The organism is Streptomyces sp. NPDC088910 (assembly GCF_044749865.1).
GTDB lineage: Bacteria > Actinomycetota > Actinomycetes > Streptomycetales > Streptomycetaceae > Actinacidiphila.
The window spans coordinates 611750-636239 of the sequence record NZ_JBIVIV010000002.1 but is presented as its reverse complement, the minus strand read 5'-3'; the positions used below and the strand labels follow the sequence as shown (position 1 = coordinate 636239).

Genomic DNA, 24490 nt, shown 5'->3' with positions numbered 1-24490 from the left:
CCGACCGAAACTAACAGCTGTAACGGGAGGGGTTGCAAGCGACCTGTGTGTTTTTTGAAAAGCCGCGCCGCCTCCTGGGCGGCAATATCCCGACGTGCCCGCCAAATGCGGACGTTCCGCACCCGCGTCAACGACGTGAAGTGCGGCAGGCCGCGCCGCCCACGGTGCCGTTCGGGCGCAATCCGCCCGCGCACCGGCAACCCGATGTCCTCACCTACGTTTTCGTTCATCTCATCGACGGCAAAAACCCATAGCGTGATGCGCCATGGAGAATCAGCAAACCAGCGCCGCCTCGGGGATAACGCGACGCGGCCTCATCGTCGGCGCCGTCGCCGCCGGACTCACCGCGACCGCCGGAACCGCGAGCGCGCAAACGAGCCGACAGGGCACATCGGGACAGGCCGGGAGCACACCGGCGTTCACTCCGCCGGAATCGGCGAAATACCCCGGTTACGCCGAATACAAGCCGCCGAATTACCAGTTGGCCGTGCCAGGGGAATCCCTCGTGGCGGGCCGCGCGGACTACCCGGTCGCTCCGGGTATCGTCCTCACCTCCTTCGACACATTCGGCCGCACCGGCTGGACGCGGGTCCATGTGCTCAACGCCGATCTCGGCAACGCGTCGGTCGGCGTGGACCTCGTCGCGGACAAGGTGAGCGATCCGCGTCCGCTCGCCCAGGCGGCGAACGCGCAGCACGCCGTGGCCGCCGTCAACGGCGACTATTTCGACATCACCGAGACCTTCGCGGCCGAGGGTCCGGAAATCCAGGACGGCACGCTTCGCAAGGGCACGAACAAGACGGCGACCGTCGCGGCGATCGGTGCCGACCGGGTGGCCCGGCTGGCCGACCTGGTGCTCACCGGTACGGTCACGGTCGCCGGGACGCGACGGCCGCTCACCGCCCTCAACTCGCCCTCGGTGCCCGCCGACGGCGTCGCCGCGTACACCCCGGAGTGGGGCACCGGGCGCCGCACGCTCATCCAGGACGCGGGCCCGTACACCGAACTCGTCGTCGCGGGCGGGAAGATCACCGCCGTCAACGCCCGACTCACCGACACCGCGGTGCCGGACGGCGGTCTCGTCGTGCTCGGCCGGGGCGCGGCGGCGGCCCAACTGGCCGCCGCCGAGCCCGGTGACGCCGTCACCGTCGACTTCGCGCCGCGGACGAACGCGCCCGTCGCGCTGCGCACCGCGCTCGGCAGCGGCGAGGTGCTGGTGCGCGGCGGCACGGCGATCGACTTCCCGCCGAGCACCGGCAACGACGCGGCCAAGCCGCGCACCGCCATCGCGTGGCTGGACGGCGGCCACCGCCTGCTGCTCGTCGCGATCGACGGCTCGGCCAACTTCTCCGCCGGGCTCAGCTTCGACGACACCGCCAAGCTGCTGGTGCGGCTCGGCGCCACCGAGGCGTTCATGCTCGACGGCGGCGGCTCCACCGAGATCGTCGCCCGCAGGCCCGGCGACACCGGGGCCGGAGTCGTCAACACCCCCTCGGACGGCGGCGAGCGGCCCGTGCCCAACGGCGTCGGCCTCTTCGCCGCCCGCAAGGGCTCGGGCCGGCTGCGCGGCCTCGACGTACGCCCGCGCGCCGACCGCGTCGTGCCGGGGCTGACCGTGGACGTCGCGGCGGCGGGCTACGACGAGACGTGGGCGCCGGTGCCGATCGACGAACACCGCGACCCCGTACGGTGGTCGGCCTCCCCCGGCTCCCTCGGCACCGCGCGCGACGGCGTCTTCCGCGCCAGGAAGCCCGGCGCGGGAACGCTGCGCGCCCGTACCGGGGACGCGGACGGCGCGCACGAACTGCGGGTCCTCGGCGACCTGCACCGGCTGGCGTTCACCGAGCGGGCCGTCACCATCGACCCCGGCGCGACCGCGTCGGTCAGCCTGACCGGGTACGACGCGGACGGTTTCGACGCGCCCGTCGCGCCGCGTGACGTCCGACTCGCCTACGACAAGGCCCTGATCACGGTGGCCGCGCAGCCGGACGGCAGCCTCCGGATCACCGGTGACGCGGGCGCGGTCGGCAAGGCCACCGTCCTGACGGCGACCGTGGGGGATGTGACGGCCCGGCTGCCGGTGACGGTCGGCCTGGTCGACGTGTCGCTGGCCGAGTTCGAGCCGGCCGAGAACTGGACGGCGCTGGCCGCGCGGGGCACGGCGTCGGTCGCCTTCGTCGCCGCCCCCGACCGGCCGGGCGCGGCGGCCGACAACCACGCGCTGCGGCTCACGTACGACTTCACCGGGCAGACGAGTACGTCGGCCGCGTACGCGGTGGCCGGCGGCGGTCCGATCACGCTGCCCACGGGCACGAAGCGGATCGCGCTGTGGGTCAACGGCGACGGCAACAACCACTGGCTGCGCTGCATGATGTACTCGCAGGGCACCACCAATGTGCCGTTCACGCTCGCGCTGACCGTGGACTGGACGGGGTGGCGGCGGGTCGTCGGGGACCTCCCCGCCGGGTACTCGGAGCCGGTCACGCTGCTGCGGATCTACATCGCGGAGACGTCGCAGACCAACAAGAACGCGGGGCGGCTCGACTTCGACGGGCTCGCCGCGCAGGTCGGGCAGCAGCCGGACACCTCGCAGGCCCCGCAGCCCGACCCGTACGTGGTCGAGCAGGGCGGACTGCCGGACCGGCGGTGGACCTTCGCGGTCCTGTCCGACCTGCACGTCAGCGCGGCGGCCGGGCTCGACTCCTTCTCCGGGCGGCAGGCGGTGACCGCGCTCGGCCAGGCCGTCGCGACCCGGCCGGACTTCCTGCTGATCAACGGCGACTTCGTGGACAACAACAACCCCGAGGACTTCGCACTCGCCAACGGGCTGCTGCGCGACCACGTACCCGCCGGGCTGCCGGTGTACTGGACGCCCGGCAACCACGAGGCGGGGCTGTCCGCGACCGGCGGCCTCGACGCGTTCCTCGCCGTGACCGGCCGCCCCAACCGGCAGGTCTTCGACCACAAGGGGACCCGTTTCATCCTGCTGGACTCGCACACCGGCGACATGCGGACCTCGGACTGGGACCAAGTGCCGCTGCTCCAGGCCGAGTTGGCGAAGGCGGCCAGGGACCGGTCGGTGACCGGTGTCGTGCTGTCCTTCCACCACCCCTTGCGGGACCCCTCGGGCGCGGGCGCCTCACAGCTCGCCGACCAGCTGGAGGCCGGGCTCCTCCAGAAGTGGCTGGCCGACTTCCGGGAGACCTCCGGCAAACCGGTCGCGCTCTTCACCGGCCACGCGCACACCGCGTCGGTCACGCGGACCGACGGCGTCCTGGAGGTCACCACCCCGGCCGTGGGCAAGACGCCCTACAGCTCGCCCGACCAGGGCGGCTTCTTCGGCTGGATGCACGTCGGCGTCGACCCCAGGCCCGCGCGCGTCCGGGCCGGGCAGCCGAGCCCGCGGACCCGCGAGTGGCTGCGGGCCGAGAGCCGCCCGGTCATCGACGGGATCGAGCTGACGGCGGACGGTCCCGTGCCCGTCGGCACGTCGGCCGCTCTGGCGGCCACCGGCATCACCAGCGAGTTCGGGCTGCGCTTCCCGCTGCGCTACCCCGCCACGGTGGTCTGGTCGGGGTCCGCGGGCGTCCTGGTCACCGACTCGCCCTCCGAGGCCAAGGCCGCCAAGCGCCGTCCCGGGACCCTCGCGGTCCTGGACCCGACGACCGCCACGCTCACCGCGCTGCGGCGCGGCACGGTCACGGTGACGGTCGCCTCGGGCGGCCTGACGGCGTCGGCGACGGTGACGCTGAAGTAGCCGCTACGTACCCGCGTACGCCGATCCGTACGCGGGCCCGGCACGCCTTGTGAGGTCCCGCCCCCGCGGCGGGGCCTCACTTCACCTCGTTGCCTTCGGCGTCCAGGGAGTGCTCCTGCCAGTACTTGTCCCACTTGTCGTCCACGTGCCGGGGGACCTTGCCCTTCGGGTAGCGCACGAAGCCCTTCGGCGGCTCCTCCTTGTCCGACACGCAGGCCCCGCCGCCCGCCGGGGGCCCGACCGACGCCACCGGGTACTCCCCGCCCGAGCACATCGCGTCCTGCATGCTGCACGCAGAGCCGAGCCCCATGAAGGCGACGCCCGCGAGGGACAGTCCGATCAGGGTGAGCCGGGGGCCGGCGGGAATCCGGGGCCGACGGGGATGGTTGGTCTGCACGGCGCTGCCGCCTCTCGCGTAGGTGATCTTCGCTCCTGGACCAGTGTGGCCGCGCGGATGTGTCCGAATCATCCGTGCTCGTACTCAGGTCGCGGTGGGTACGGAGTGCGGGGGCGGCGGGCGGGCGTGAGTATGGACGGAAACGTGGGAGGCGTGCTGTGCCGCTGGAATCCGAGCCGTTGCGGAAGCTGGGCTTCCTGACCATCGGTCTGTTCGACGAGGCCGATCCCCGGCGGGGGCACGAGTCGACGCTGGAGATCATCGAGCTGGGCGAACGGCTCGGCTTCGACAGCGCGTGGGTGCGGCACCGGCACCTCCAGTACGGGATCTCCTCGCCGGTCGCCGTGCTGGCGGCGGCGAGCCAGCGCACCCGCAGGATCGAGCTGGGCACCGCCGTCATCCCGCTGGGCTGGGAGAATCCGCTGCGGCTGGCCGAGGATCTGGCGACGGTCGACATCCTGTCCGGCGGACGGCTCAACCCCGGCGTCAGCGTCGGGCCGCCCACGCACTTCGAGCAGGTCGGGCCCGCGCTCTACCCGGACACCGCCGACGCCGAGGACTTCGGCTACCCGCGCGTCCGGCGGCTGCTGGACTTCGTACGCGGCGAGCGCGCCACCGACTTCAGCGGCGTCGAGGGCATCGAGGTCTTCTCCGACCGCGTCCAGCCGCACTCCCCCGGCCTCGGCGGCCGTCTCTGGTACGGCGGCGCGAGCCTGCGGTCGGCGCGGTGGGCGGGCGAGAACGGCATGAATTTCCTGACGAGCAGCGTCGTCAAGGCGGAGGAGCCGGAGAAGGACGCGGAGTCGGCGAAGGCTGCGAAGGCGGCGGAGTCGGAGAATCCGGCGGCGGCAGAGGCGGCGGTGACGGGCCCGGCGCCGGACTTCGCCGACATCCAGCTCTCCCACATCAGGACCTTCCGCGCCCACCACCCCGACGGCGACCGCGCCCGCGTCTCACAGGGCCTCGTCGTCATCCCGACCGACAGCGCCACGCCCGCGCAGCGCGCCCGCTACGAGGAGTACGCCCGCAAGCGCCTCCCGCGCACCACGGCTCCGCAGGGCCCGGCGCGCATGCTCTTCTCCCCCGACTTCGTCGGCCCCTCGGCCCAGCTCGCCGAACGCCTCCACGCCCACGCCGCCTTCCGCGAGATCGACGAGGTCGCCTTCGCCCTGCCTTTCACCTTCGCCCACGAGGACTACGTCCAGATCCTCACCGACCTCGCCGGCGCCCTGGGCCCGGCCCTGGGCTGGCGCCCGGTTCAGTCCTCGTAGCCGTGCCTCGACAGCCGTGCTTCGACAGCGGGGCCGCGGTACGGGACGCGTGGGCGCCCTGCCAGATGTCGAGGGACTCGGCGGCCTCCTTGGCGTCCGCGCGGGCCCGGCGCGGCGCCGAACCCGGAGGTCCGCACGGCGCGGCGCCGAACCCGGAGGTCCGCACGGCGCGGCGCCGAACCCGCGCGGGCCCGGCGCCGCACCGGGCGGACCCGCCGCTACATCCGGGACGCCACGTCCGACCGGAGCTGCGGCAGCATCGCGTAGAGCTTGTCGCCGGGGCACTCGGTGACGTTGAAGTCCCGGTGCCCGAAGATCTGCGTCGGCGCGAGGCCGTACTTGTAGCAGATGTACGAGCAGAGGCTGACGAGGCTGGCGTAGAGGATCGACGGCGGCGCGACCGAGGTGTACGTGCCGTTGTTCTCGATGCCGATGCCCTGCGTGTTCTGGCCGACGGTGTGGGCGCCGACGACCATGTTGCTGCCCGCGAGCAGCCGTTCCAGGCTGCGGTGGCGGCCCTCCATGATGATGCCGGTCCGGCTGATGGTGAAGTGGTTGCCGGTGTCGATCCAGCCGTTGGTGTCCATGTGCAGGTCCTGGATCTCGTGCGCGATGGCGAACGAGCCGGACGTGCCGGAGTCGGCGGTGTTCGCGAACGCGGTGTGGTGCACGACGATCTTGTTGGGGTTGTTCCCGGCCAGGCTGACCGGGGAGGACGGCGGGCGGGCGCCCCACGCCGTGGTGTCGAACATGTTGGGCTCGGGGACGATCCGCGCGGCGGAGGCGGAGGCGGGCGCGGCGCCGACGATCACGGCTCCCGCGCTCGCGCCGAGCACGGCGGCCGAGGCGAGGAAGCGGCGGCGGGACAGGGCGGCGCGGGACTTGTCCGTGCCGGACTGGGCGGCGCGGGACTGGGCGGCGCGGGGCATGGCGAAGTGCTCAGGGACCGACATGTGTGCTCCCGTGGTGGGGGTGAGGGAGAGCGTCAAATTCCGTGCGGGCAGCTGTCGTTGGAACTTAATGCCAAGTAACCACCGCAGAACAGAGTGCGGATGAAACTTTCCTCCATACGGCGGAGCGTGACGCGGCGCCGGGCGCGGGGCGGACACGGGGCGGGGCGCGCGGCGGACGGGCGCGCGCCACGGGTGCCGCCCTCGGCCCCGCGGCATGTATTTCCCCGCTCGATTGAATCTGTTCAATGGATCCGGCAAGTCCACCCCCTTGACGTCTGACGATTCTCGGCCATAGCGTCCGCCCGGAACTTAAAACGTTTCATACGAGGAGACGCGCACCATGACCGACGACGCCAGCCACGCCGACGACAGCCGCCCGGACACCGGTGTCGCCCGCCGCCGCGTCCTCCAGGCCGGAGCCGCCGCGGGCGCGGCCCTCACGTGGGGCGCGGCCACCGGCACCGCGCACGCGGCCGAAGGGGCGAGAGCGGCGGGCAGCGCCTCCGCGCACCCGGCCCCGTGCCGACCCGGCGCCCCCGGCTCCGCCTCCTGGTTCAGCGCCCCGCCCGCCCCCGTCCGGCCCAAATTCCGCTGGTGGTGGCCGGACGGGCTGGTCGAGCCCGCCGAGATCCGCCGCGAGATCGACCAGATCGCGGACGCCGGTTTCGGCGGCGTCGAGATCGCCGCGGTCCACCACAGCGTGGACGACCCGGCCGTCCTGGACACCGCGCACCACGGCTGGGGCAGCGCGAGCTGGGTCGCCGGGATGGAGGCCGCGCTGGAGCAGGCCGACCGCCGCGGCCTGACCGTCGACCTCACCGCGGGCCCCGCCTGGCCGACCGCCGTCCCCACGATCACCCCGGACAGCCCCGCCGCCGTACAGGAACTCGCCTACGGTGTCGCCGCGTTGGCCGCCGGGGCCCGTTACGAGGGACCCGTCCCCGCCCCCGTCGTCGCCGCCGACCCGGCCGCCGCGAAGGCCACGCTGCTCGCCGTGCAGGCGGTCCGCGTCGACACCGCCAACAGCACCCGCAAGGAGACCGGCCTCGACCCGGCCACCCTGGTGGACCTCACGCGCACGGTCACCAACGGCGCCGTCACCTGGACCGCGCCCGACGACGGCGGGTCCTGGCTGCTGTTCGCCCACTGGCTGCGCGGCACCGGCCAGACCCCCGAGGCGGGGCCGCACACCGCGCCGACCGCGTACGTCGTGGACCACTTCAGCCCCGCCGGCACCCGCGCGATCACCGACTTCTGGGAGTCGGACCTGCTGACCCGCCCGGTGCGCCGGCTGATCGCCCGCGCGGGCGGCGCCCTCTTCGAGGACTCCATCGAGCTGGAGTCGCGCGCCCTGCTGTGGACCCCGGCGCTGCCCGCCGAATTCGCCCGCCGCCGCGGCTACGACCTGCTGCCGTACCTGCCCGCGCTGCTGCTCAACAAGAGCAACCAGGTCTACGCGTACGGCGCCGCGCTGACCGTCCGCGTACGCCACGACTTCTGGCAGACGGTCTCGGAGCTGTACAACACCCACCACGTCACCGCGATCAAGAAGTGGGCGAGCACCTTCGGACTGAAGCTGCGCGCGCAGCCGTACGGGCTCCAGACCGACGCCATCGCGACCGCCGCGCTCCTGGACATCCCCGAGGGCGAGTCGCTGGGCTTCAAGAACCTGGACGACTACCGGTGCCTGGCCGGCGGGCGGGACATGGCGGGCAGCACCATTCTGTCCTGCGAGTCGGGCGCGTACACCGGCGGCGCGTACAGCACCACCTGGCAGAAGTTCCTGCGCACGATGGGCGGCGCGTACGCGGCCGGGGTCAACCAGACGGTGATCCACGGCTTCTCGTACGCGGCCCTGCCCGGTGTGGCCTGGCCGGGATACGCGGCCTTCACCCCGTACCACGGCGGTGTCGGCTACGGGGAGTCGTGGGGACCGCGGCATCCGACGTGGCGTCACATCGCCGACATGTCGGGCTACTTGGCCCGTGTGCACCAGGTCCTGCAAGCGGGGAAGCCGCGCCAGGACGTGGCGATCTTCCGGCAGACCGGCTACACCGCGACCGGCATCGGCGCGTCCTGGTTCACCTCGACCGGCATACCGCTGGGCTGGAACCACCAGTTCATCAGCGAGCCGCTGCTGAGCCTGCCGTCGGCGCGGGTGACCAACGGGGTGCTGGCGGCGGGCGGACCCGCGTACCGCGCCCTGTTCGTGGAGGCCGACTTCTTCGCCGGGTCCACCTGCACGCTGCCGGTCGAAGTCGCCGAGAAATTCCTGGCGTTCACCAAGGCCGGGCTGCCGATCGTGCTGCTCGGCGACTGGAGCACCGCGACCGTCCCCGGCCTGGACGCCGGCGGGCAGGACGCCCGACTGCGCGCGGTGCTGGCCCAGTTGCTGGCCCAGCCGCGCGTCCGGCAGATCACCGACAAGACCGCGGTGGGCGCCGCGCTCGCCGACCTCGGCGTGACACCGCTCGTCTCGTACGCGACCAGTTCCACGCTGCTCAACGCCCACCGGTACGCGGACGGCGTCGACTACTTCTACTTCTGCAACGGCAAGCACGCCGAGACGGTCAAGCCGCCGGTCGCCGCCGTCGACCACGAGGTGACCCTGCGCCGGGGCAGCACCCGCCACGTCCCGTACCTGCTGGACCTGTGGACCGGACGCGTGCGGCGGATCGGCACGTACACCGAGACCGGCGACACGGTCACGCTGCGCGTCGCGCTCCAGCCCGGCGAGACCATGGTCGTCGCGCTCGGCGTGCCCGGCCTGTTCGGCGACCGCACGGGCAGCGGCCCGCACGCGGTGTCCACCACCGCGGACACCGTGCTCTTCGCCGACGGGCGGCTGACCGTACGCGGCTCCGCCGACGGCGAGTACGTCACCGAGCTGTCCCAAGGCCGCCGCACGGTGCGCAGCCGGATCTCCGGCGTGCCGCAGCCCACCCAGCTCACGGGCTGGCGGCTGGACGTCGAGGACTGGCAGCCGGGCGCCACCGCCACCGAGACGAGGGTCGTGCGCCGCGCGCTCACCCTCGACGCGCTCGCCGCCTGGCCCGACATCCCCGCGCTCGCCGACGTCTCCGGCATCGGCCGCTACCGCACCACCGTCCGCCTCGGCCGCGCCTGGACCGGCGGCCACGGCGCGCTGCTCGACCTCGGCACGGTCTACGACACCTGCCGCGTGACGGTCAACGGCCACCGCCTCGACCCCGTCGACCACATCAACCCCGTGGTGGACCTGGGCGGTTGGCTGCGCCAGGGCGACAACACCATCGAGGTCGAGGTGGCCACCACCCTCGGCAACCGGCTGCGCGTCAGCGATCCGGGCGTCTACGGCGGATCGCCGCGCCAGCCGTACGGCCTGGTCGGTCCGGTGCGGCTGCTCCCGTACGGGGAGGCGCGGATCGGCTGACCGCGCCCTCCCGTACGGGGAGGCGCGGATCGGCTGACCGCGCGCGTCAACGGCCTCAGGAGCAGCGGTAGGTGAAGGTGTACGACCCCGACTGCCGCTGCGGGGAGAGCACTTCGAGGGTCGCGGTCGCCTGGAGCGTGCCGCGGCCGTCGAAGGACCACAGCAGCACGACGTCGGTGCTGCGCCGCCCCTTCGCCACCCGCTGCCGCAACTCGTCGGACAGCGTGCCGTCGCTGCGCCGCCACCGGTAGCGCACGGTCCCCGCGTCCCCGGTGGTCCGCAGCGTGCCCACCACCTTCGCCGTACTGTGGCAGCCCTGGACGGCGGTGTCGTTGCGGACACTGACGCCGTCGACCTTCACCGAGCCCGGCCAGTGCTGCCACAGCAGATACGCCACCACCCCGAGCAGCACCAGCAGCGCGAGCAGCCAGCCGCCCAACGCCCGTTTCCCGCGCGGCTCTTCGGGCGGCAGCACCGGCTCCCCCGGCCGCACGGTGCCGTGCCACACGGCGGCGGTCCGCTCCGTACCGACCGACGGCTCGGGCCCTTCGGGCACCCCGGGCCCGAAGCGGCGCAGCCCGGGCGCGAAGGTCTCCGCCTCCGGGACCTCGCTGGACCAGGAGTCGGGGTCGAGTACGGTCGCGCCGTCCGGCTCCTCGGCGCCGCCCGCACCGCCCCCGGCGCGCGCGCCGCCCGTGTCGCCCGTACCGCGCGCGCCGTCCGTATCGCTCGCGCCGCCGAAGCCGAGGTCGCTGAGCCGGAAGGTGCCGTCGTCCGGCGCGGCGGGGGCGGGGGCGGGGGCGGGGGCAGCCTGCGGCCGGGTGCTGAAGTGCAGGCGTGGGTCACGGCTCTGGTCGCGGTCACGGTCGTGCGGCATGGGCGGGTTCCTTGGCGGAGGGCCGAAGTGCGGGTCAGCAGGCGTCGATCGTCTGTGAGGAGCCGTTCCCCTTGCCCGCGGCGGGCGTCGAGGAGACGGTGAGCGTCCAGCCGGGGAAGCGGCTGACGCCGAACGCGTGAGTGTAGGACTGGGTGGAGGACGTCTCGCCCTTGGGGATCGGGTACGACTCGGTGACCGCTCCCGACACGAGTCCCGACGCCGTGGTGTGCGCCCAGGTGAGGACCAAGGTGCCGTCGTCGGCTCCGTTGCCCTGCACGGTGACCGCCGCGACCGCCGTGTGTCCGGCGCCCGCGCTACAGATGAACCGCACGATGGCGACCGAGTCCACGACCAGCGCGGGTGGCGTCGTCGTGGTCGGCGGTGTCGTCGGCGGCGTCGTGAGCGCCGTGGTGGGGGGCGTCGATGTCGGCGCCGACGTCGTCGGGGGATCGACCGGCGCCGTCGTCGTCGTACCGCTCGGTGAGGCGCTGTCCGAGGCGGACGGGGACGGGGACGCGGACCCCGATGCCGAGGGGGACGCGGACGGGGAACCGGACGCCGGGGTGCCGGTCGCGGGGGCGACGGGCTGGCCGGAGACCAGGGAGGTCAGGGCCGAGGGGGTCGAGGCGGCGGTGACCTCGTCGGAGGGACCGTCGCCGCCGGTGGCCACCGCGGTCACGACGAGCCCGGTGGATATCAGGACGGCCGCGACCGCGCCCGCCACCAGTTTGGCGCGCCGCCCGAAGCGGGCCGGGCGTACCGGGCGGTGCCGCTCCAGCGCGACCAGGGCGTCGCCCGGTGCCGCCGCGCCCGGAGTCGGCGCGGGGGCCGCGCCGGAGGCGACGCCCGCCCCCTGCCCGAGCTGCGTGTGCGCGAAGGCCGTCGTCCCCGAGGCGGCGCTGCCGCCGCCGAACGGCAGCAGCAGCGGCAACAGGGCCACGAGCGCGGCGAGTTTGCGCTGCCCGCGCTCCTCCCAGTCCTCGCCGTACGCGGCGCCCGCCACCGCCTGGAGCTCCGCGACGAATTCGGCCGCGCTCTGCGGGCGTTCCTGCGGGGTCTTGCCCAGACCGCGGGTGACCAGACCGCGCACCGGCTCCGGCACCCGCTCGTCGGGGATGGGCGCTTCGGCGTGCTGCACGGCCAGTTCGAACATCGTCGAGCCGGAGTACGGCTTGCTGCCGGTCAGGCACTCGTAGAAGGTCGCGGTGGCCGCGTACACGTCGGTCGCCGGGGTGGCGGGGCCGCCCGCCCACTGCTCGGGCGCCATGTACGACGGCGTGCCCGCGACCGCGCCCGTCTCGCCGCTGCGCACCGCGACGCCAAAGTCCACCAGTTTGGACACGCCGTCCGTGGTGACCAGCACGTTCGCGGGCTTGTAGTCGCGGTGCACCACCCCCGCCGCGTGCGCGGCGGCCAGGCCGAGCAGCGAGCCCTTCAGCACCGCGAGCGCCGGTTCCGGATCGGTCGCGCCCTCCTGCCGCAGCAGCGCGTGCAGCGCGATGCCGTCGACCAGCTCCATCACGATCGCGGCGTTCCCGCCGTCCTCCACGTACTCGTAGAAGCGCGCGATGTACGGCGAGTGCAGGCCGCCGAGGAGTTCCGCCTCGGCGCGGAAGGCGGTGCGAAAGCGCGGGTCGCCGCCGAGGGGTCCCGCGAGGTACTTGACCGCCACCGCCGTTCCCGTGGCGATGTGCGTGGCCAGCACGACCCGGCCGGACGCGCCCGCGCCGAGGTCACGTTCGTGTCTGTACCCGGGCACGCTCCACAGCCCGTCCCCGCCCGCGCCGCCCTGACCCGTACCGCTGTGGCCCGTACCGCCGTAGCCCGTGCCGCCGCCGCTCGCGGGCGTGCCGCCGTAGCCCGTGGCCGGGTCGTACGCCGGTCTGCCGGAGCCGTCGTTTCCGTCCATCGTGTGCCGTCCCCCTCATCCGCCCCTGCCCGCCCCCCGGCGGCCGTCGCGCTCACGCGCGCTCGTAGGCGTCGACGCAGATTACTGCGGCCGGGGTTCCCCGGCACCCCCTGGCGGGACCGGAGGGTCGAACAGACCACCGTGTTCACCGGCACCGTGAAGGCCGTGGTCCCCTTCGCCGCGGAGATCGACCTCGGCTCGGTCTGACCGGCGGTGCCGGACTCACGTGGTGGCGTGCATGTGGTGGAGCAGAAGGAGAGCGGCGACGGCGTTCGCCGAGTGGATCTCGCCGCGCTCGATCAGGGTCGGGACCGAGGACAGGGGGACCCATTCGCGGCGCTCGGACTCGAAGTCGTCCTCGGGGTGGCCGATGTGTTCCGCGGTGGTGGACCAGTAGACGTGGTGGCGGCCGTCGGTGAGGCCGTTGGAGGGCTCGACGGTCAGCAGGTGGCGGAGAGGGCCGGGGCGCCAGCCGGTTTCCTCGAGCATTTCGCGGGCGGCCGCGGCTTCGACGTCCTCACCGTGCTCGACGACACCGGCGGCCAGTTCCCAGCCCCAACTGTCGGTGATGAAGCGGTGGCGCCACAGCAGGAGGGCTTCACCGGCTTCGTTGACGGTGGTGGCCAGGGCGACCGGCCGCTGGCGGATGAGGTAATGATCGAGATGACGGCCGTCGGGCAGCTCGACATCGGCGAGGTTCAGGGTCAGCCAGGGGTTCTCGTAGACGGTCCTCTCACCGTGGTTCTTCCACACCGACACGCGCGTACTCCGTCCCTGGACACCGGCTCAGCGTCTCGGACGCTACCGCACCCGCCCGGTCACAGCGGCAGTGAGAGCGAGGCGTCGATCTGCTCGACAGCGTCCCGTGCGGTGGCTGAGCCGTGGTCGGCGAGCAGGCCGCGCAGGCGGACGAAGCGGTCGCGCAGGCGCTGTGATTCCTGGCCCTGGGCGAGGGTGAGGGCGGTGAGGCTGTGGGCGGCGGCCTGCTCGGGGTTGCCGCGACCGAGGTCGGCGGTGGCGAGCGTGGCCAGACGGTGCACGGAACCGCGCGCGTGCGCCTGGGCGCGTACGGCTTCGGCAGCGTAGGTCCGGGCCGGGGTCCAGTCGCGCAGGCTGATGAGGCTGCCTGGTCGCCCATGCGGGAGAACGCCTTGGCCTGCATCGCGTACAGGTCGGTCGCCAGCGCGGGCGACATGTCGGCGCCGTCACCGGAGGCTTTTGCGAGGCGGAGCGCTTGGTGGAAGTACCGCTGCGCGAGGCCCTGCGCGTCGGAGTCGTACGCGCAGATCCCGGCGACCGCGACCAGGCCGCCCACCGTCGTGCCGAATTGCGATCACGAGTGGGTCGGATGGTCGGGCAAGATTCGCTGCCGGAAGTGCGGGGCGACGCAGTAGCGTGTTCGGCCCCGAAGCGGTCGCCTCGGGGACCTTTCGTCGGAGGTGCCCGGATGCCACGTACCGAATGGGACGCGCTGCCGTCCGCCGTACGGGTAGCGGTGGGCGGGTACGTGGGGGCGGTGACGGGTTGGGTGCCGGTGGCGGAGGGGCTGACGTGCCAGACCGCCGCCGTACTGGCCACCGCGGACGGGCGGGTGTTCGTCAAGGGCGTTCCGGTCTCGGACACGGACGGGGTTGTCGGCCAGGACTGGGAAGTCGCGGCGAACCCGCTGGTCGCCGGGGTGGCACCGTTGTTGCTGGCCCGGGTGACGGTCGCCGGGTGGGATGTGCTGGTATTCGAGTACATCGACGGTCGGCACGCCGACCTCACCCCGGGCTCCGCCGACACGGCACTGGTCGCGCGGGCGCTGGCGCGTATGCAGGAGGTGACCGCCGACGGCTTGGCGCCGCGGTTGGGTGACCGCTACGCGCACGTTCTGTCGGATGACGAGCAACTGCTGCTGGCCGGGGACGCGTTGCTGCACACGGATACCAATCCCCACAATCTGCTGATCGGCGCGAGCGGCGCGCGCGTCGTGGACTGGGCCATGGTCGCTTCCGGGCCCGCCTGGGTGGACGTGGCGCTCACCGCGGTGCGGTTGATGGAAGCCGGTTGGCCGGACGAGGCCGCTGTGGCCTGGGCCGGGCGGTTCCCGTCCTGGCGGAGCGCCGACCCCGTGGCCGTGGCCGCGCTCGTCGCGGGCGTCTGCCGGGACTGGGAAGCACGTCTCGGACCCGACGCCGCGCGGCCGAGCAACTTGCGGTATCAGGCGCTGCTCGGCACTGCGGCGGGAACGCGGGCTCGGCGTTTCGCTCGGGACGACGGTGTGGGGTGAGCCGGCCGTCGGCTCGGTCTGAACCGCAGAGCGGCCGGGGTCAGGGCGGGTCAGGTCAGGGCAGGGCGGGTCAGGTCAGGCGGCCGGATTTCAGTTCGTGTTCGAGGCGTTGGCCCTCGATGTCGGGGTCGGGGATGTATGTGGAGAACCACTGGGGGTGGTACCAGACCTTGGAGCGGACGATGGCGAGGACGGCGGGGACGAGGGTGAGGCGGACGACGAAGGCGTCGAGGAAGACGCCGGCGGCGAAGCTGAAGCCGATGGCCTTGATGGTGGGGTCGTCGGTGAACATGAAGGCGACGAAGATGAAGAACATGATGAGGGCCGCGGCGGTGACGACGCGGGCGGACAGGCCGGTGCCGCGCTGCACGGCCCGGCGGGCGTCGCCGTTCTTCGTGTACTCCTCCTTGATGCGGGAGACGACGAAGACCTCGTAGTCGCTGGACAGGCCGAAGATGATGGCCAGCATGATGATCGGCAGGAAGCTGATCGTCTCGGTCGGCGTGATGCCGAAGATCCGCTGGCCCCAGCCCCATTGGAAGGTCGCCACCTGGGCGCCGAGGGCCGCGGCCATCGACAGCAGGAAGCCGAGGATGGACTTGATCGGCACCAGGATGGTGCGGAAGGCGAAGGTCAGCAGGATGAAGGCCAGGCCGACCACGACGATCAGGAAGACCGGCAGCGCGCTGGACAGTTTGGCCGAGACGTCGATGTTGGAGGCCGTGGTGCCGCCGACGAGGATGTCGGTGCCGGTCTGACCTTCGAGCTGCTGCCGGTCGTCGCGCAGGGTGTGCACGAGGTCGGCGGTGGCGGGGTCGTTCGGCCCGGTCTTGGGGATCACGCGGATCAGCGAGACCCCGTTCTTGGAGGCCAGCGGCGTCACCTTGACGACGCCCGGCACCTTGGTCAGCCGCGCCGCGATGGCCGCGGTGTCCGCCGGGCTGCTGGTGTTCTGCGCGACGATCAGCAGCGCGCCGTTGAAACCGGCGCCGAAGCCCTCGGTGGTGAGGTCGTACGCCTTGCGCTGGGTGGTGCTCTTCGGCTGGGAGGCGCTGCTGGGCAGGCCGAGCCGGATGTCGAGGGCGGGGATGGCCAGCACGCCGAGCAGGGCGACGCCGCCGATGAGTACGAGGATGCGGTGGCGTACGACGAAGCGGGCCCAGCGGGCGCCGTTGGGGCTGTCCGGGTCGGCGGCCGAACGGCGGGCGACCCGCTCCGCGCGGGCGCCGAGCCAGGGCAGCCGGGTGAATGTGGCGACCTTGGTCCCGGCGAAGCCGAGCATCGCGGGCAGCAGGGTCAGCGCGATGAGCAGCGCGACGGCGACCGAGGCCGCGGCGGCCAGACCCATGACGGTGAGGAACGGGATGCCGACGACGGTGAGCCCGCACAGCGCGATGATCACGGTGAGCGCGGCGAAGACGACGGAGCTGCCCGCCGTGCCCATGGCCAGCGGCACGGACTCCTCGGGCGTCATGCCGTTGAGCAGGTTCGTACGGTGCCGGGACAGGATGAACAGGCCGTAGTCGATGCCGCAGGAGAGCCCGAGCATCAGCGCGACGGTGGTGGAGGCCGAGGCGATGGTGACCACGGACGCGACGGCCGTGATGGCCATCAGCGTGGTGACGACGCCGATGATCGCGCCCAGGATCGGCATGCCCGCGGCGGCGAACGCCCCGAAGGTGATCATCAGGATGAAGAAGGCGACGATCAGGCCGATGAGTTCGGGCAGCTCGGAGATCACCTGCCGCCAGCCCGGATAGACGCTGCCGTTGTACTCGACCTGGACGCCGTCCGCCCGTACGGGCTTCATCGCGTCGTTGAACAGGTCGAGGTTGGCGTCCTTGACGTCGGTGGCCGCCGCCGACCACTGCACCTGGCCGAGCGCGATCTTGTCGTCCTGCGAGACGAGCTTGCCCTGGAACGGGTCGACGACGTTGGAGACCTGAGGGACCGTCCGCAGCTTGGTCATGGCCGACTCGATCACCTTCATGGTGGCCGGGTCGGTGACCTTCCTGCTGCCCTGGGTCGTCGCGAAGACGATCGTGCTCTGGCCGCCGCTGAAGGCGGGCAGCTTGGCGGACAGGACGTCGGACGCGTTCTGCGCCTCGGTGCCGGGGATCGTGAAGTTGTCGTTGGTCTTCCCGCCGCTGATCTGGGCGGCGGCGATGGCGACCACGGCCGCCACCAGCCACAACGCCAGGACCAGCCGTCGGCGCCGGAAGGCGAGCCGGGCGAGTCGGTACAAATAGCTTGACATGGGTACATATCTCCACGGCCGGTTCGGGTAGCGCACGCCGAGCCTGACGTTAAGCATTCACTAGCCGCAGGTCAAGTAAATCGCTTGCCAACGTAAGGTGAGTCGCTGGACATCAGCAGGTGAGTGACTAGTCTTTGGCTGGCGAGTGACCGGGCCTCGGCCGGTGATACGGCACGCCCGCGACCAGCCCCCGGCCGGTGAGACGGGCCGCCCGCGACCGGCCCGCGACGGGCCCGCGAGGGGGCCGTGACCCGCCGGACGACCGGCTTCCGGGCCCCCGGCGGCTTGTATGCTGCGGTGCGGTCCTCGCGGCCCACGAAGGAGGAGCAAGAACCATGCCGACGCCTGCCAAGGGCATGTCCACCCGTGCGGCGCAGGCCGAGCAGACCAGGCAGCAGATCCTGGACACCGCCCAGCGGCTCTTCCTCGAACTCGGCTACAACGCCACCTCGCTCCAGATGATCGCCGACGAGCTGGGCCTGACGAAGGCCGCCGTCTACTACCACTTCCGCGCGAAGGGCGACATCCTGCACGCGGCGATGCAGCCCGGCATGCGCCGGATGGAGACGCTGCTGGACGACGCCGACGCGATGCGCGGCCGGCGGGCGCGCATCGAGCACGTGGTCAACGGCTTCGCCGAATTCCTCGTCACCAACCGGCACTACGCCGTGATGGCCTCCACCGATCCGGACGCGCGGCACACCACCAAGAACCACGAAGAGGTGGCCGCACTGCACCGGCGCGGCCTCACCCTCTTCTACGGCGAGCAGCCGACACCCGCCGAACGCATCGCCTACAGCACCGCCCTCCTCGCCCCGGAGACCCTGCCGCTCCTCGCCGACCTCTCCGACGAGGAGCTGGGGGAAGCGCTACGGACGACGATGCTGCGGATTCTGCGGGTGCCGAGGTCGTAGCGCCCGCACGTGGGACCGCGCGGGTGCGCGAGCCGGAGTTCCAGGACCGTGTGGTCGCCGAGACCCGCGTCTTTTTGACCACGGCGCCCGCCTGACGGTCCGTCATTACGGCGCCGACGTCAGGACGCCGTGCGCGCCACGTAGATCGTGTTGGTCGCCTCGCCGTCCTGGAGCGGGTTGGGGAAGGTGACGACGTGGGCCTCGGCCGTGGCGAAGGTCTCGCGGAGGGTGGCGGTGAAGGGGTCGTCCGGCGGGTCGTTGGACCACAGGGCGAAGACGCCGCCGGGGTGGAGGTGGGCGGCCAGCCGCCGCAGGCCGTCCGGGCGGTAGAGGGCGGCGTGCCGGGGGTGGAGGACGTGGGCGGGCGAGTGGTCGACGTCCAGGAGCACGGCGTGGAAGCGGCGGCCGGGCGTCTCGGGGTCGAGCCCGTCGGCGTCGGCGGCCAGGGCGAAGAAGTCGCCGTGCACGAAGCGGCAGCGCGGGTCGGCCGTCAACTCCGCGCCCAGCGGGACCAGATGCTCCCGGTGCCAGCCGATCACCTCGGCGAGCGCGTCGATGACGACCAGCGACCGTACGCGCGCGTCCTCCAGCGCCGCGCGCGCGGTGTAGCCGAGGCCGAGCCCGCCGACGGCGACATCCGCGTACGAGTCCCCTCCATCGTCCCCGTCCCCGTCCCCGTCCCCGTCCGGGAGTTCGGCCAGGCCGAGCCGGGACAGCGCGATCTCACCGGCGGTGAACAGGCTCGACATCAGGAACTCGTCGCCGAGTTTGACCTCGTGCACGTCCTCGCCGGTCGCCACGTCCCGCCGTCGCCGCAGGCTGATCTCGCCCATCGGCGTCGGACGCCAGTCGATCTCCTCGAAGCGACGGCTCACGTGCTTTTCCTCCGGCCCGACGGCAGCGTTGTACGGGCCAAGGTAGCGGCCCGCGCGGCCTCCGCCTCACCAGCCGTCAACCGCCAGCCCGACCGCGCGGCCGACCGGGCGCCGTCCGGGCACCGACCGGCCGGTGTCACCTCACCCGTCGATTCACCCGTCGATCAGGCGTTCCGCCGTGAACCCGAACAGCCGCCGCGCCGCCGCCGTGTCGACCGGTGCCGTACGGCCGGGCAGCGGACGCAGTACGCGGGTCGTCGGGTGGAAGCGGCGCATCAACTCCTCGGTGGGGAAGGGCACCAGGATCTCGGGCGCGCACACGTGCACGACATGCGCGCCGGGTTCCGTCACCCGCAGGGCCAGCAGCGCGGCCCGCGCCGCGTCGCCGACCTCCAGATACGTCCACAAGTCCCGCGCGCCGTACGCCGGTTGCTCGGTGACCAGCGCCGCGTGCGCCCGCAGCCGCTCCTCGAAGCCGCCGACGTACGGGTAGCGCAGGCAGACCACGCTCATGGCGTGCCGACGCGCCATCATGGCGGCGGTCACCTCGTCCACCTGCTTGGACAGCCCGTACGGGTCCTCGACCTGGCCGGGCATGGCGGCGTCCACGGGGACGTACGGCGGGTGCGGGGCCGGGTCGCCGGTCCAGGGCAGTCCCGTGACCCCCCACGAACTGGCCAGTGCCACGTGTCGCACCCCGGCCCGCCCGGCCTCCTCCAGTACGGAGAAGGTGGCGAGCGTGTTGCCGCTGAACACCTCCTGCGGCGTGTTGCGTTCGGGCGTCGGGATCGCCGCCAGGTGGACGACCGCGTCAGCGCCGTCCAGGGACCTGCGGACGGTCTCCGGGTCGGCCGCGTCGCCGGTCACGACCAGCCGCGCGCCGAGCCGGCCCAGGTCGCCGGGGTCGTCGAGGACCAGCGCGTTCGCCTCGACGCCGCGCTCGGCGAGCAGCGCGAGGACCGCCCGTCCGATCCGCCCGGCCGCCCCGGTGACCAGCACCCTTGTGACCACCGCCAACTCCCTTACCTGTAGGCCCGTACGGCGACGACGTGCGCGGACGCGGCGCCGTTGGTCGCCTCGACGACGATCCGTACCGCGCGGGCGGTGACCGGCTCCTCCAGGACGTGGACCCGACGGCGGCGCCGGTTGGCCGTCACGCGGTCCACCACCCGCCAGTCGGCCCCGGCCGCGTCGCGCACCTCCACCCGATAGTCCCGTACCAGCGTCGGGAGCGTGTCGAAGGGGGTCCTGTGGTGGTGCAGATTGATCAGGTCCTCGTTGACGTCGTCGTCCGCGACGACCTCGATCCGGCGCAGTGCGACCGGCTCGGGCCACGCCAACTCCAGCCATTCCGGCGTGCCTTCGCGCACCGGCTCCGAGACCCACAGGTGCGGGCCCGCGTACGGCCGGGCGTATCCGTCGACCGCCTTGGCGGGCGCGAACGCGGCCGTCTCCCCCGCCCGCAGGCAGAAGGTCCGCCGCAGCAGGCCGGAGTCCGTCCACTCGCGCAGCGGCTGCGGCGACTCGTCCTGCGGTCGCAGCGGCACCCGCGTGAAGCACAGCACGCCGGGCGTCGGCCGGTCGGCGACGCGCAGCGCGAGCGCCGGGTCGGCGCGGACGACGACGAAGGCGTTGCGCGGGGTGTCCGGCGCCCACTCCAGTCCGGTCTTGACCCACTGCCCGTGCCCTGCGGCGACCGGGACCGACACCGAGCCGACCAGGCGGCGCGGCACATAGTTCTGCCCCAGCTCCGGGTCGTACAGCTCGACGGTCAGCACGGTGTCGCGCGCGGCGTCCAGCAGCAGTTCGAGGCCGGTGAGCGCGGGGTCGGCCGGGAGGACGAGGCCCGCGTCGGCGGTCAGCGGCCAGGTGGCGTCGGAGGTCTCGACGGTCAGGTCCGCCAGGGTGCTGGACGCCGTCGCCGTCGCCCGCAGCGCCAGGTCGTCCGGGTCGTCGGAGGCCAGCCCGATCACCGAGGCGTCCTCGCGGAGCAACGCCCGGTGCAGCGACGCCACTTCCAGCTCGCGCGGGGAGATCCCGGCGTCCGCGCACAGCGCCGCCGCCGTGCCCGCCGCCTGCCCGATCGTCGCGCAGGTGGCCATCACCCGCGTCGAGCCGAAGGCCACGTGGCTGGCGGAGATGTTCCGCCCGGCGAAGAGCAGATTGGCGGTGTTCACCGAGTACAGGCTGCGGTACGGAATGTGGTAAATGCCGTCCGCGTAGCGCTGTTTGGCGCCCGCCTCGGTGGCGTACATGCCCTGCGGCGGGTGCAGGTCGATGGACCAGCCGCCGAAGGCGACGCGGTCGGCGAATTCGGTCTGGCCGAGGATGTCGCCCTGGTGGAGGACGTAGTCGCCGAGGAAGCGGCGGTATTCGCGCTTGCCGGGCAGCGAGCCGACCCACTCCAGCGTCATGGTCTCGGCGTCGAACTCGCCGGAGTTCTTGATGTGGTCCCAGATGCCGTAGATGACCGACCACAGCTCGTCGCGGATGCGCTCGTTGTCGTGGACGGTGTCCAGTTCGCCGCCGAACTCGATCCACCAGTACGCGCAGCCGTTGTCGCCCGCCTTGATGATGCGGCGCTGCGGGATGGACGTCGTGGTGATGTCCTTGGCGAAGTCCGGCGGCACGTACTTGACGGGGCGGCCGGCGTCCTTGGTGTAGAACAGCAGCGTCGAGCCGAGCGTGATGTCGTCGGCGGTCTCGGGCGCCCACGGCTCGTCGTACTCCGCGCGCGCCTCGCGGCCGATGCGGTGCCTGGCCCCGGCCAGGTAGCCGATCAGACCGTCGCCCGTGCAGTCGAGGAACACCTCGCTCTCGAAGCGGACGCGCCGCTCGGAGCCCATGGTCCAGCCGGTCAGCGCGGTGATCCGGCGCGCGTCGTCGGGACCTTCGGCGTCGACCTCGCGCACATCGGTGTTGAGGTACAGCGTGATGTTGGGCTCGGCGCGCACGGCGTCGAGCACCACGGTGTCCCAGTAGTACGGGTTCCCGTCCGGGTTGCGGTACTGGTTCTCGACGAACAGCTCGCCCATGATGCCGCCCTCGCGGGCGTGGTGGTTCTTGCCGTGCCCGGTGGCACCGCAGACCCACACGCGGACCTCGCTGCTCGAATTGCCGCCGAGCACCGGCCTGTTGTTGACCAGCGCCACGGTCCGGCCCAGCCGGGCGGCGGCGACGGCCGCGCAGACCCCGGCCAGGCCGCCGCCGACGACGGTGATGTCGTGCCGTGCGGTGTCGTTCCTCATGACGTCCTCATGACTCTTCTCGGCCCCTCATGACGTGCTTACTTCCAGTCGGGGTTGGCGGCGAGGCCGTAGTAGACGCGCGGCGCTCCGTCCAGGGTGAGCGTGACCTTCCCGCCGGCCGCGTTCAACGTCCGCTCCTCGCCGACGCAGTTGAGTTCCCGCACCGTCCCGGCCACGGTCCCGGAGTGCGCGACGACCTGCGTCTTCGTCGGCCACGGGTCGGTCCACGGCTCGGGCGAGGCGTACCAGGAGTCGGCGCCGTGGTCGGCGTTGAGGACGTAGCCGTCCTTGCGGGTCCACAGGATCGACACCGGGCCCGAGGGCGTGGTGAACAGCAGCCCCTTCACGTCCGCGTCGGCGAAGACCAACGGCCGTACGTACGTGGCCTGGTCGAGGACGCGCGCGGCCGTCGCGTACGCCAGCAGCGACGGCTTGGCGCTGGTGTCGCGGTGCATCATGCCGCAGTGGAACTCGACGTTGTCCGGGTCGGCCTCCTGCGGGTGGTGGATCGTCGAGTCGTGCAACTGGTACCAGTTGACGCCGCGTACGCCCTCGGACTTGGCCAGCGCCAGGCTCAGCAGCACGTTCTCGGCGGCGTGCCGGTAGGTGTCCTGCCACCAGGAGTTGGGCTTGGTGGGGGCGTACGCCTCGGACATCCACAGCTCCTTCGGCCCGTACTCGGCGATGATCTCCTTGGCCTTGCGCAGCGCGCCGAGGAAGTTCCAGTAGGTGCCGGTGGTGCCCTCCACCCAGTCGTCGGGCGAAGGGGCGTAGTCGGGGGTGAAGTTGCCGCGCCCCGGGTGGAAGGCGAAGGCGTCGATGAGGTCCCAGCCGCCCGCCTGCTGGAACTTCTCGGTCCACACGTAGTCCATGCCGCCGAGGCCCGCGTTCATGACCTTCATCGTGGAACCGGCCGCCGTCAGCCGGTCGGTGACCTGCTTCAGCCCGTCGCTGACGTACGCCCCGACGCCCCGGCCCTCCATCCAGGGGGCGTTCACCTCGTTGCCGACCTCGAAGTACTCCGCGGCGGCGGCGGTCGCCTTCGCGGTGTTGGTGTCGGCCCAGGCGGCGATCTGGTCCGCGCTGCCGCCGATCGGGATGCCGCTCAGCTCCACGTTGTGGTGGATGCCGTGGGCGTCGAGGGTCGCGGTGTCGATGCCGGGCGCGCCCGCGTAGGCGATCCTGATCCGCTTCACACCGATCAGCTTCAGCAGCGCCAGCACGTCGGCCTGGCTCGGCTTGAGCAGCCAGGGGTAGTTGGCGAGGCCGAACATCGACTCGCCGCCCGCCTGGTAGGCGAAGTCGGGCAGCACCGACAGGTTGGTCCTGGCGAGCGCGGAGTCGGCGCCGCTCACGGCGCTGACCTCGGTGAAGACGATGCCGTGCGCGGGGGCGGCGACCGGGAAGGAGGCGTCCCAGGCGGTGCCCGCGGCGACGGTCTGCGAGACGGTGCCGCCCGCGATCTGCGTGCCCGCGAAGTCCCGCGCCCACCACGTCACGGTGACCGGCTTGGCCGCCGAACCGCCGTTGACCACCTGCGCCTTGAGCGTCATCGTCTGCCCGGCGGTCTTGTAGAGGTTGAACGGCTGGTCGGTCCACACCTCCACGCCCAGCGGCCTGCCCGCCGCCAGCACCCCGGCGCCGCGCGGGCGCAGCCCGCCGAGGACGAAGTCCACCGTCGTGGCGGCGGTGTCCGTGCCCGTAGACGCGCCGGGGGTGTGCAGCCATGTGGCCGTCGTATAGGTGGAGTTGCTGGCGGCCAGGCAGAAGGAGCCCCGGGTGTCGGACCAGGTCTCGGTGTACGCGGCGCCCGCGTCGACCTCGTACGGGATGCCGCCGCGCGGGTCCTTCGTCCAGGTGGTCAGCGCCTCGTACGACTCGGCCGCGCTCGGCGTCTGGACGGTGCGGGCGACCATGAAGCCGGTGGGCGTCAGGGTGGTGGAGCCGCCGACCTCCCAGGACATGTGGGCCTTGTGCGCGGTGACGTCGAAGGTGCCGCGCACCGTGACGCCGGACGCGCCGCTGCCCATGGTGTACGTGATCCGCACGGCGGGGCGGCCGTCGGGCAGCGTGACCTGCGTCGGCGTGCCGCCGTAGGTGCGCTGCTGGCCGAGGACGCTGTCCTTGATCATGAAGTGGCTGATCAGGACGCGGGCGGTGCCCGAGCCGTCGCTGATCAGGACGCTGCCGTCGCTCTGGCCGACGAGCGTGATGCCGTCGGCGGAGACGGTGACCGCGCCCGCGGCGTGCGCGGTCTGGGCGGAGACGGCCGGGAGCAGCGCGGCCCCGGTGGCGACGGCCGTGCCCTGGAGGAATGTGCGGCGTGCGACTGGCATGGAGGTGCCTCT

At 72.6% G+C, this 24490-nt stretch carries 16 protein-coding genes; 5 read left to right on the top strand and 11 right to left on the bottom strand.

Annotated elements, in window-relative coordinates; all coding sequences use genetic code 11:
- Positions 1-265: 265 nt before the first annotated feature.
- The gene (locus ACIP4Z_RS07325) at positions 266-3757 is read left to right on the top strand and encodes a phosphodiester glycosidase family protein (protein WP_401305667.1); all 3492 of its coding nucleotides are present in this window, start codon (positions 266-268) and stop codon (positions 3755-3757) included.
- Positions 3758-3833: 76 nt separating this feature from the next.
- Here the strand turns inward: ACIP4Z_RS07325 and ACIP4Z_RS07320 are convergent, their stop codons facing one another.
- A complete protein-coding gene (locus ACIP4Z_RS07320) occupies positions 3834-4154 on the bottom strand; it encodes an SCO0607 family lipoprotein (protein WP_391041766.1) in 321 nt (106 codons plus the stop codon).
- Positions 4155-4312: 158 nt separating this feature from the next.
- Between ACIP4Z_RS07320 and ACIP4Z_RS07315 the strand changes: the two genes are divergently transcribed.
- Positions 4313-5425, top strand: a complete 1113-nt coding sequence (locus ACIP4Z_RS07315) for an LLM class flavin-dependent oxidoreductase (RefSeq protein ID WP_401305664.1) — start codon at positions 4313-4315, stop codon at positions 5423-5425.
- A 218-nt stretch (positions 5426-5643) separates the two neighbouring features.
- On the opposite strand, the gene ACIP4Z_RS07310 is transcribed toward ACIP4Z_RS07315, so the two are convergent.
- The gene (locus ACIP4Z_RS07310; RefSeq protein ID WP_401305662.1) at positions 5644-6378 is read right to left on the bottom strand and encodes a peptidoglycan recognition family protein; all 735 of its coding nucleotides are present in this window, start codon (positions 6376-6378) and stop codon (positions 5644-5646) included.
- A 340-nt stretch (positions 6379-6718) separates the two neighbouring features.
- On the opposite strand from ACIP4Z_RS07310, the gene ACIP4Z_RS07305 reads away from it, so the two are divergent.
- A complete protein-coding gene (locus ACIP4Z_RS07305) occupies positions 6719-9790 on the top strand; it encodes a glycosyl hydrolase (RefSeq protein WP_401305660.1) in 3072 nt (1023 codons plus the stop codon).
- Between the two features lie 55 nt (positions 9791-9845).
- Here ACIP4Z_RS07305 and ACIP4Z_RS07300 read toward each other — a convergent pair whose 3' ends face one another.
- From ACIP4Z_RS07300 to ACIP4Z_RS07285, 4 genes are all read right to left on the bottom strand, one after another.
- Positions 9846-10667: a hypothetical protein gene (locus ACIP4Z_RS07300; protein ID WP_401305658.1), complete on the bottom strand. Its 822-nt coding sequence runs from the start codon at positions 10665-10667 to the stop codon at positions 9846-9848.
- Between the two features lie 34 nt (positions 10668-10701).
- On the bottom strand, positions 10702-12576 hold the full coding sequence (locus tag ACIP4Z_RS07295) for a protein kinase (RefSeq protein WP_401305656.1): 1875 nt from the start codon (positions 12574-12576) through the stop codon (positions 10702-10704).
- A 222-nt stretch (positions 12577-12798) separates the two neighbouring features.
- Positions 12799-13335: an NUDIX domain-containing protein gene (locus ACIP4Z_RS07290; RefSeq protein ID WP_391158532.1), complete on the bottom strand. Its 537-nt coding sequence runs from the start codon at positions 13333-13335 to the stop codon at positions 12799-12801.
- Positions 13336-13394: 59 nt separating this feature from the next.
- Positions 13395-13616, bottom strand: a complete 222-nt coding sequence (locus ACIP4Z_RS07285; protein ID WP_401305653.1) for a hypothetical protein — start codon at positions 13614-13616, stop codon at positions 13395-13397.
- 407 nt (positions 13617-14023) lie between these two features.
- On the opposite strand from ACIP4Z_RS07285, the gene ACIP4Z_RS07280 reads away from it, so the two are divergent.
- Positions 14024-14848 carry a phosphotransferase gene (locus ACIP4Z_RS07280; protein WP_391041775.1) on the top strand — a complete coding sequence of 275 codons (825 nt, stop codon included), beginning with the start codon at positions 14024-14026 and terminating at the stop codon, positions 14846-14848.
- Between the two features lie 70 nt (positions 14849-14918).
- On the opposite strand, the gene ACIP4Z_RS07275 is transcribed toward ACIP4Z_RS07280, so the two are convergent.
- Entirely contained in the window at positions 14919-17105 is a 2187-nt protein-coding gene (locus tag ACIP4Z_RS07275) for an MMPL family transporter (RefSeq protein WP_355339819.1), read from the bottom strand.
- Positions 17106-17440: 335 nt separating this feature from the next.
- On the opposite strand from ACIP4Z_RS07275, the gene ACIP4Z_RS07270 reads away from it, so the two are divergent.
- The gene (locus ACIP4Z_RS07270; protein ID WP_391041776.1) at positions 17441-18019 is read left to right on the top strand and encodes a TetR family transcriptional regulator; all 579 of its coding nucleotides are present in this window, start codon (positions 17441-17443) and stop codon (positions 18017-18019) included.
- A 119-nt stretch (positions 18020-18138) separates the two neighbouring features.
- On the opposite strand, the gene ACIP4Z_RS07265 is transcribed toward ACIP4Z_RS07270, so the two are convergent.
- The 4 genes from ACIP4Z_RS07265 to ACIP4Z_RS07250 all read right to left on the bottom strand — a co-directional run bounded on the left by ACIP4Z_RS07265 (position 18139) and on the right by ACIP4Z_RS07250 (position 24478).
- Positions 18139-18894, bottom strand: a complete 756-nt coding sequence (locus tag ACIP4Z_RS07265) for a spermidine synthase (RefSeq protein ID WP_401305651.1) — start codon at positions 18892-18894, stop codon at positions 18139-18141.
- Between the two features lie 153 nt (positions 18895-19047).
- Positions 19048-19905, bottom strand: a complete 858-nt coding sequence (locus tag ACIP4Z_RS07260; protein ID WP_391121886.1) for an NAD-dependent epimerase/dehydratase family protein — start codon at positions 19903-19905, stop codon at positions 19048-19050.
- 11 nt (positions 19906-19916) lie between these two features.
- The gene (locus ACIP4Z_RS07255) at positions 19917-22142 is read right to left on the bottom strand and encodes an FAD-dependent oxidoreductase (protein WP_401305648.1); all 2226 of its coding nucleotides are present in this window, start codon (positions 22140-22142) and stop codon (positions 19917-19919) included.
- Between the two features lie 38 nt (positions 22143-22180).
- Positions 22181-24478: a hypothetical protein gene (locus tag ACIP4Z_RS07250; RefSeq protein WP_401305646.1), complete on the bottom strand. Its 2298-nt coding sequence runs from the start codon at positions 24476-24478 to the stop codon at positions 22181-22183.
- Positions 24479-24490: the final 12 nt, after the last annotated feature.

What these genes read in the sequence shown, in the direction of transcription:
- ACIP4Z_RS07250 (WP_401305646.1), bottom strand. Translation starts at nt 24,478, where the DNA reads ATGCCAGTCGCACGCCGCACATTCCTCCAGGGCACGGCCGTCGCCACC.
- ACIP4Z_RS07270 (WP_391041776.1), top strand. Translation starts at nt 17,441, where the DNA reads ATGCCGACGCCTGCCAAGGGCATGTCCACCCGTGCGGCGCAGGCCGAG.
- ACIP4Z_RS07325 (WP_401305667.1), top strand. Translation starts at nt 266, where the DNA reads ATGGAGAATCAGCAAACCAGCGCCGCCTCGGGGATAACGCGACGCGGC.
- ACIP4Z_RS07305 (WP_401305660.1), top strand. Translation starts at nt 6,719, where the DNA reads ATGACCGACGACGCCAGCCACGCCGACGACAGCCGCCCGGACACCGGT.
- ACIP4Z_RS07295 (WP_401305656.1), bottom strand. Translation starts at nt 12,576, where the DNA reads ATGGACGGAAACGACGGCTCCGGCAGACCGGCGTACGACCCGGCCACG.
- ACIP4Z_RS07300 (WP_401305658.1), bottom strand. Translation starts at nt 10,667, where the DNA reads ATGCCGCACGACCGTGACCGCGACCAGAGCCGTGACCCACGCCTGCAC.
- ACIP4Z_RS07275 (WP_355339819.1), bottom strand. Translation starts at nt 17,105, where the DNA reads ATGTCAAGCTATTTGTACCGACTCGCCCGGCTCGCCTTCCGGCGCCGA.
- ACIP4Z_RS07280 (WP_391041775.1), top strand. Translation starts at nt 14,024, where the DNA reads ATGCCACGTACCGAATGGGACGCGCTGCCGTCCGCCGTACGGGTAGCG.
- ACIP4Z_RS07255 (WP_401305648.1), bottom strand. Translation starts at nt 22,142, where the DNA reads ATGAGGAACGACACCGCACGGCACGACATCACCGTCGTCGGCGGCGGC.
- ACIP4Z_RS07310 (WP_401305662.1), bottom strand. Translation starts at nt 6,378, where the DNA reads ATGTCGGTCCCTGAGCACTTCGCCATGCCCCGCGCCGCCCAGTCCCGC.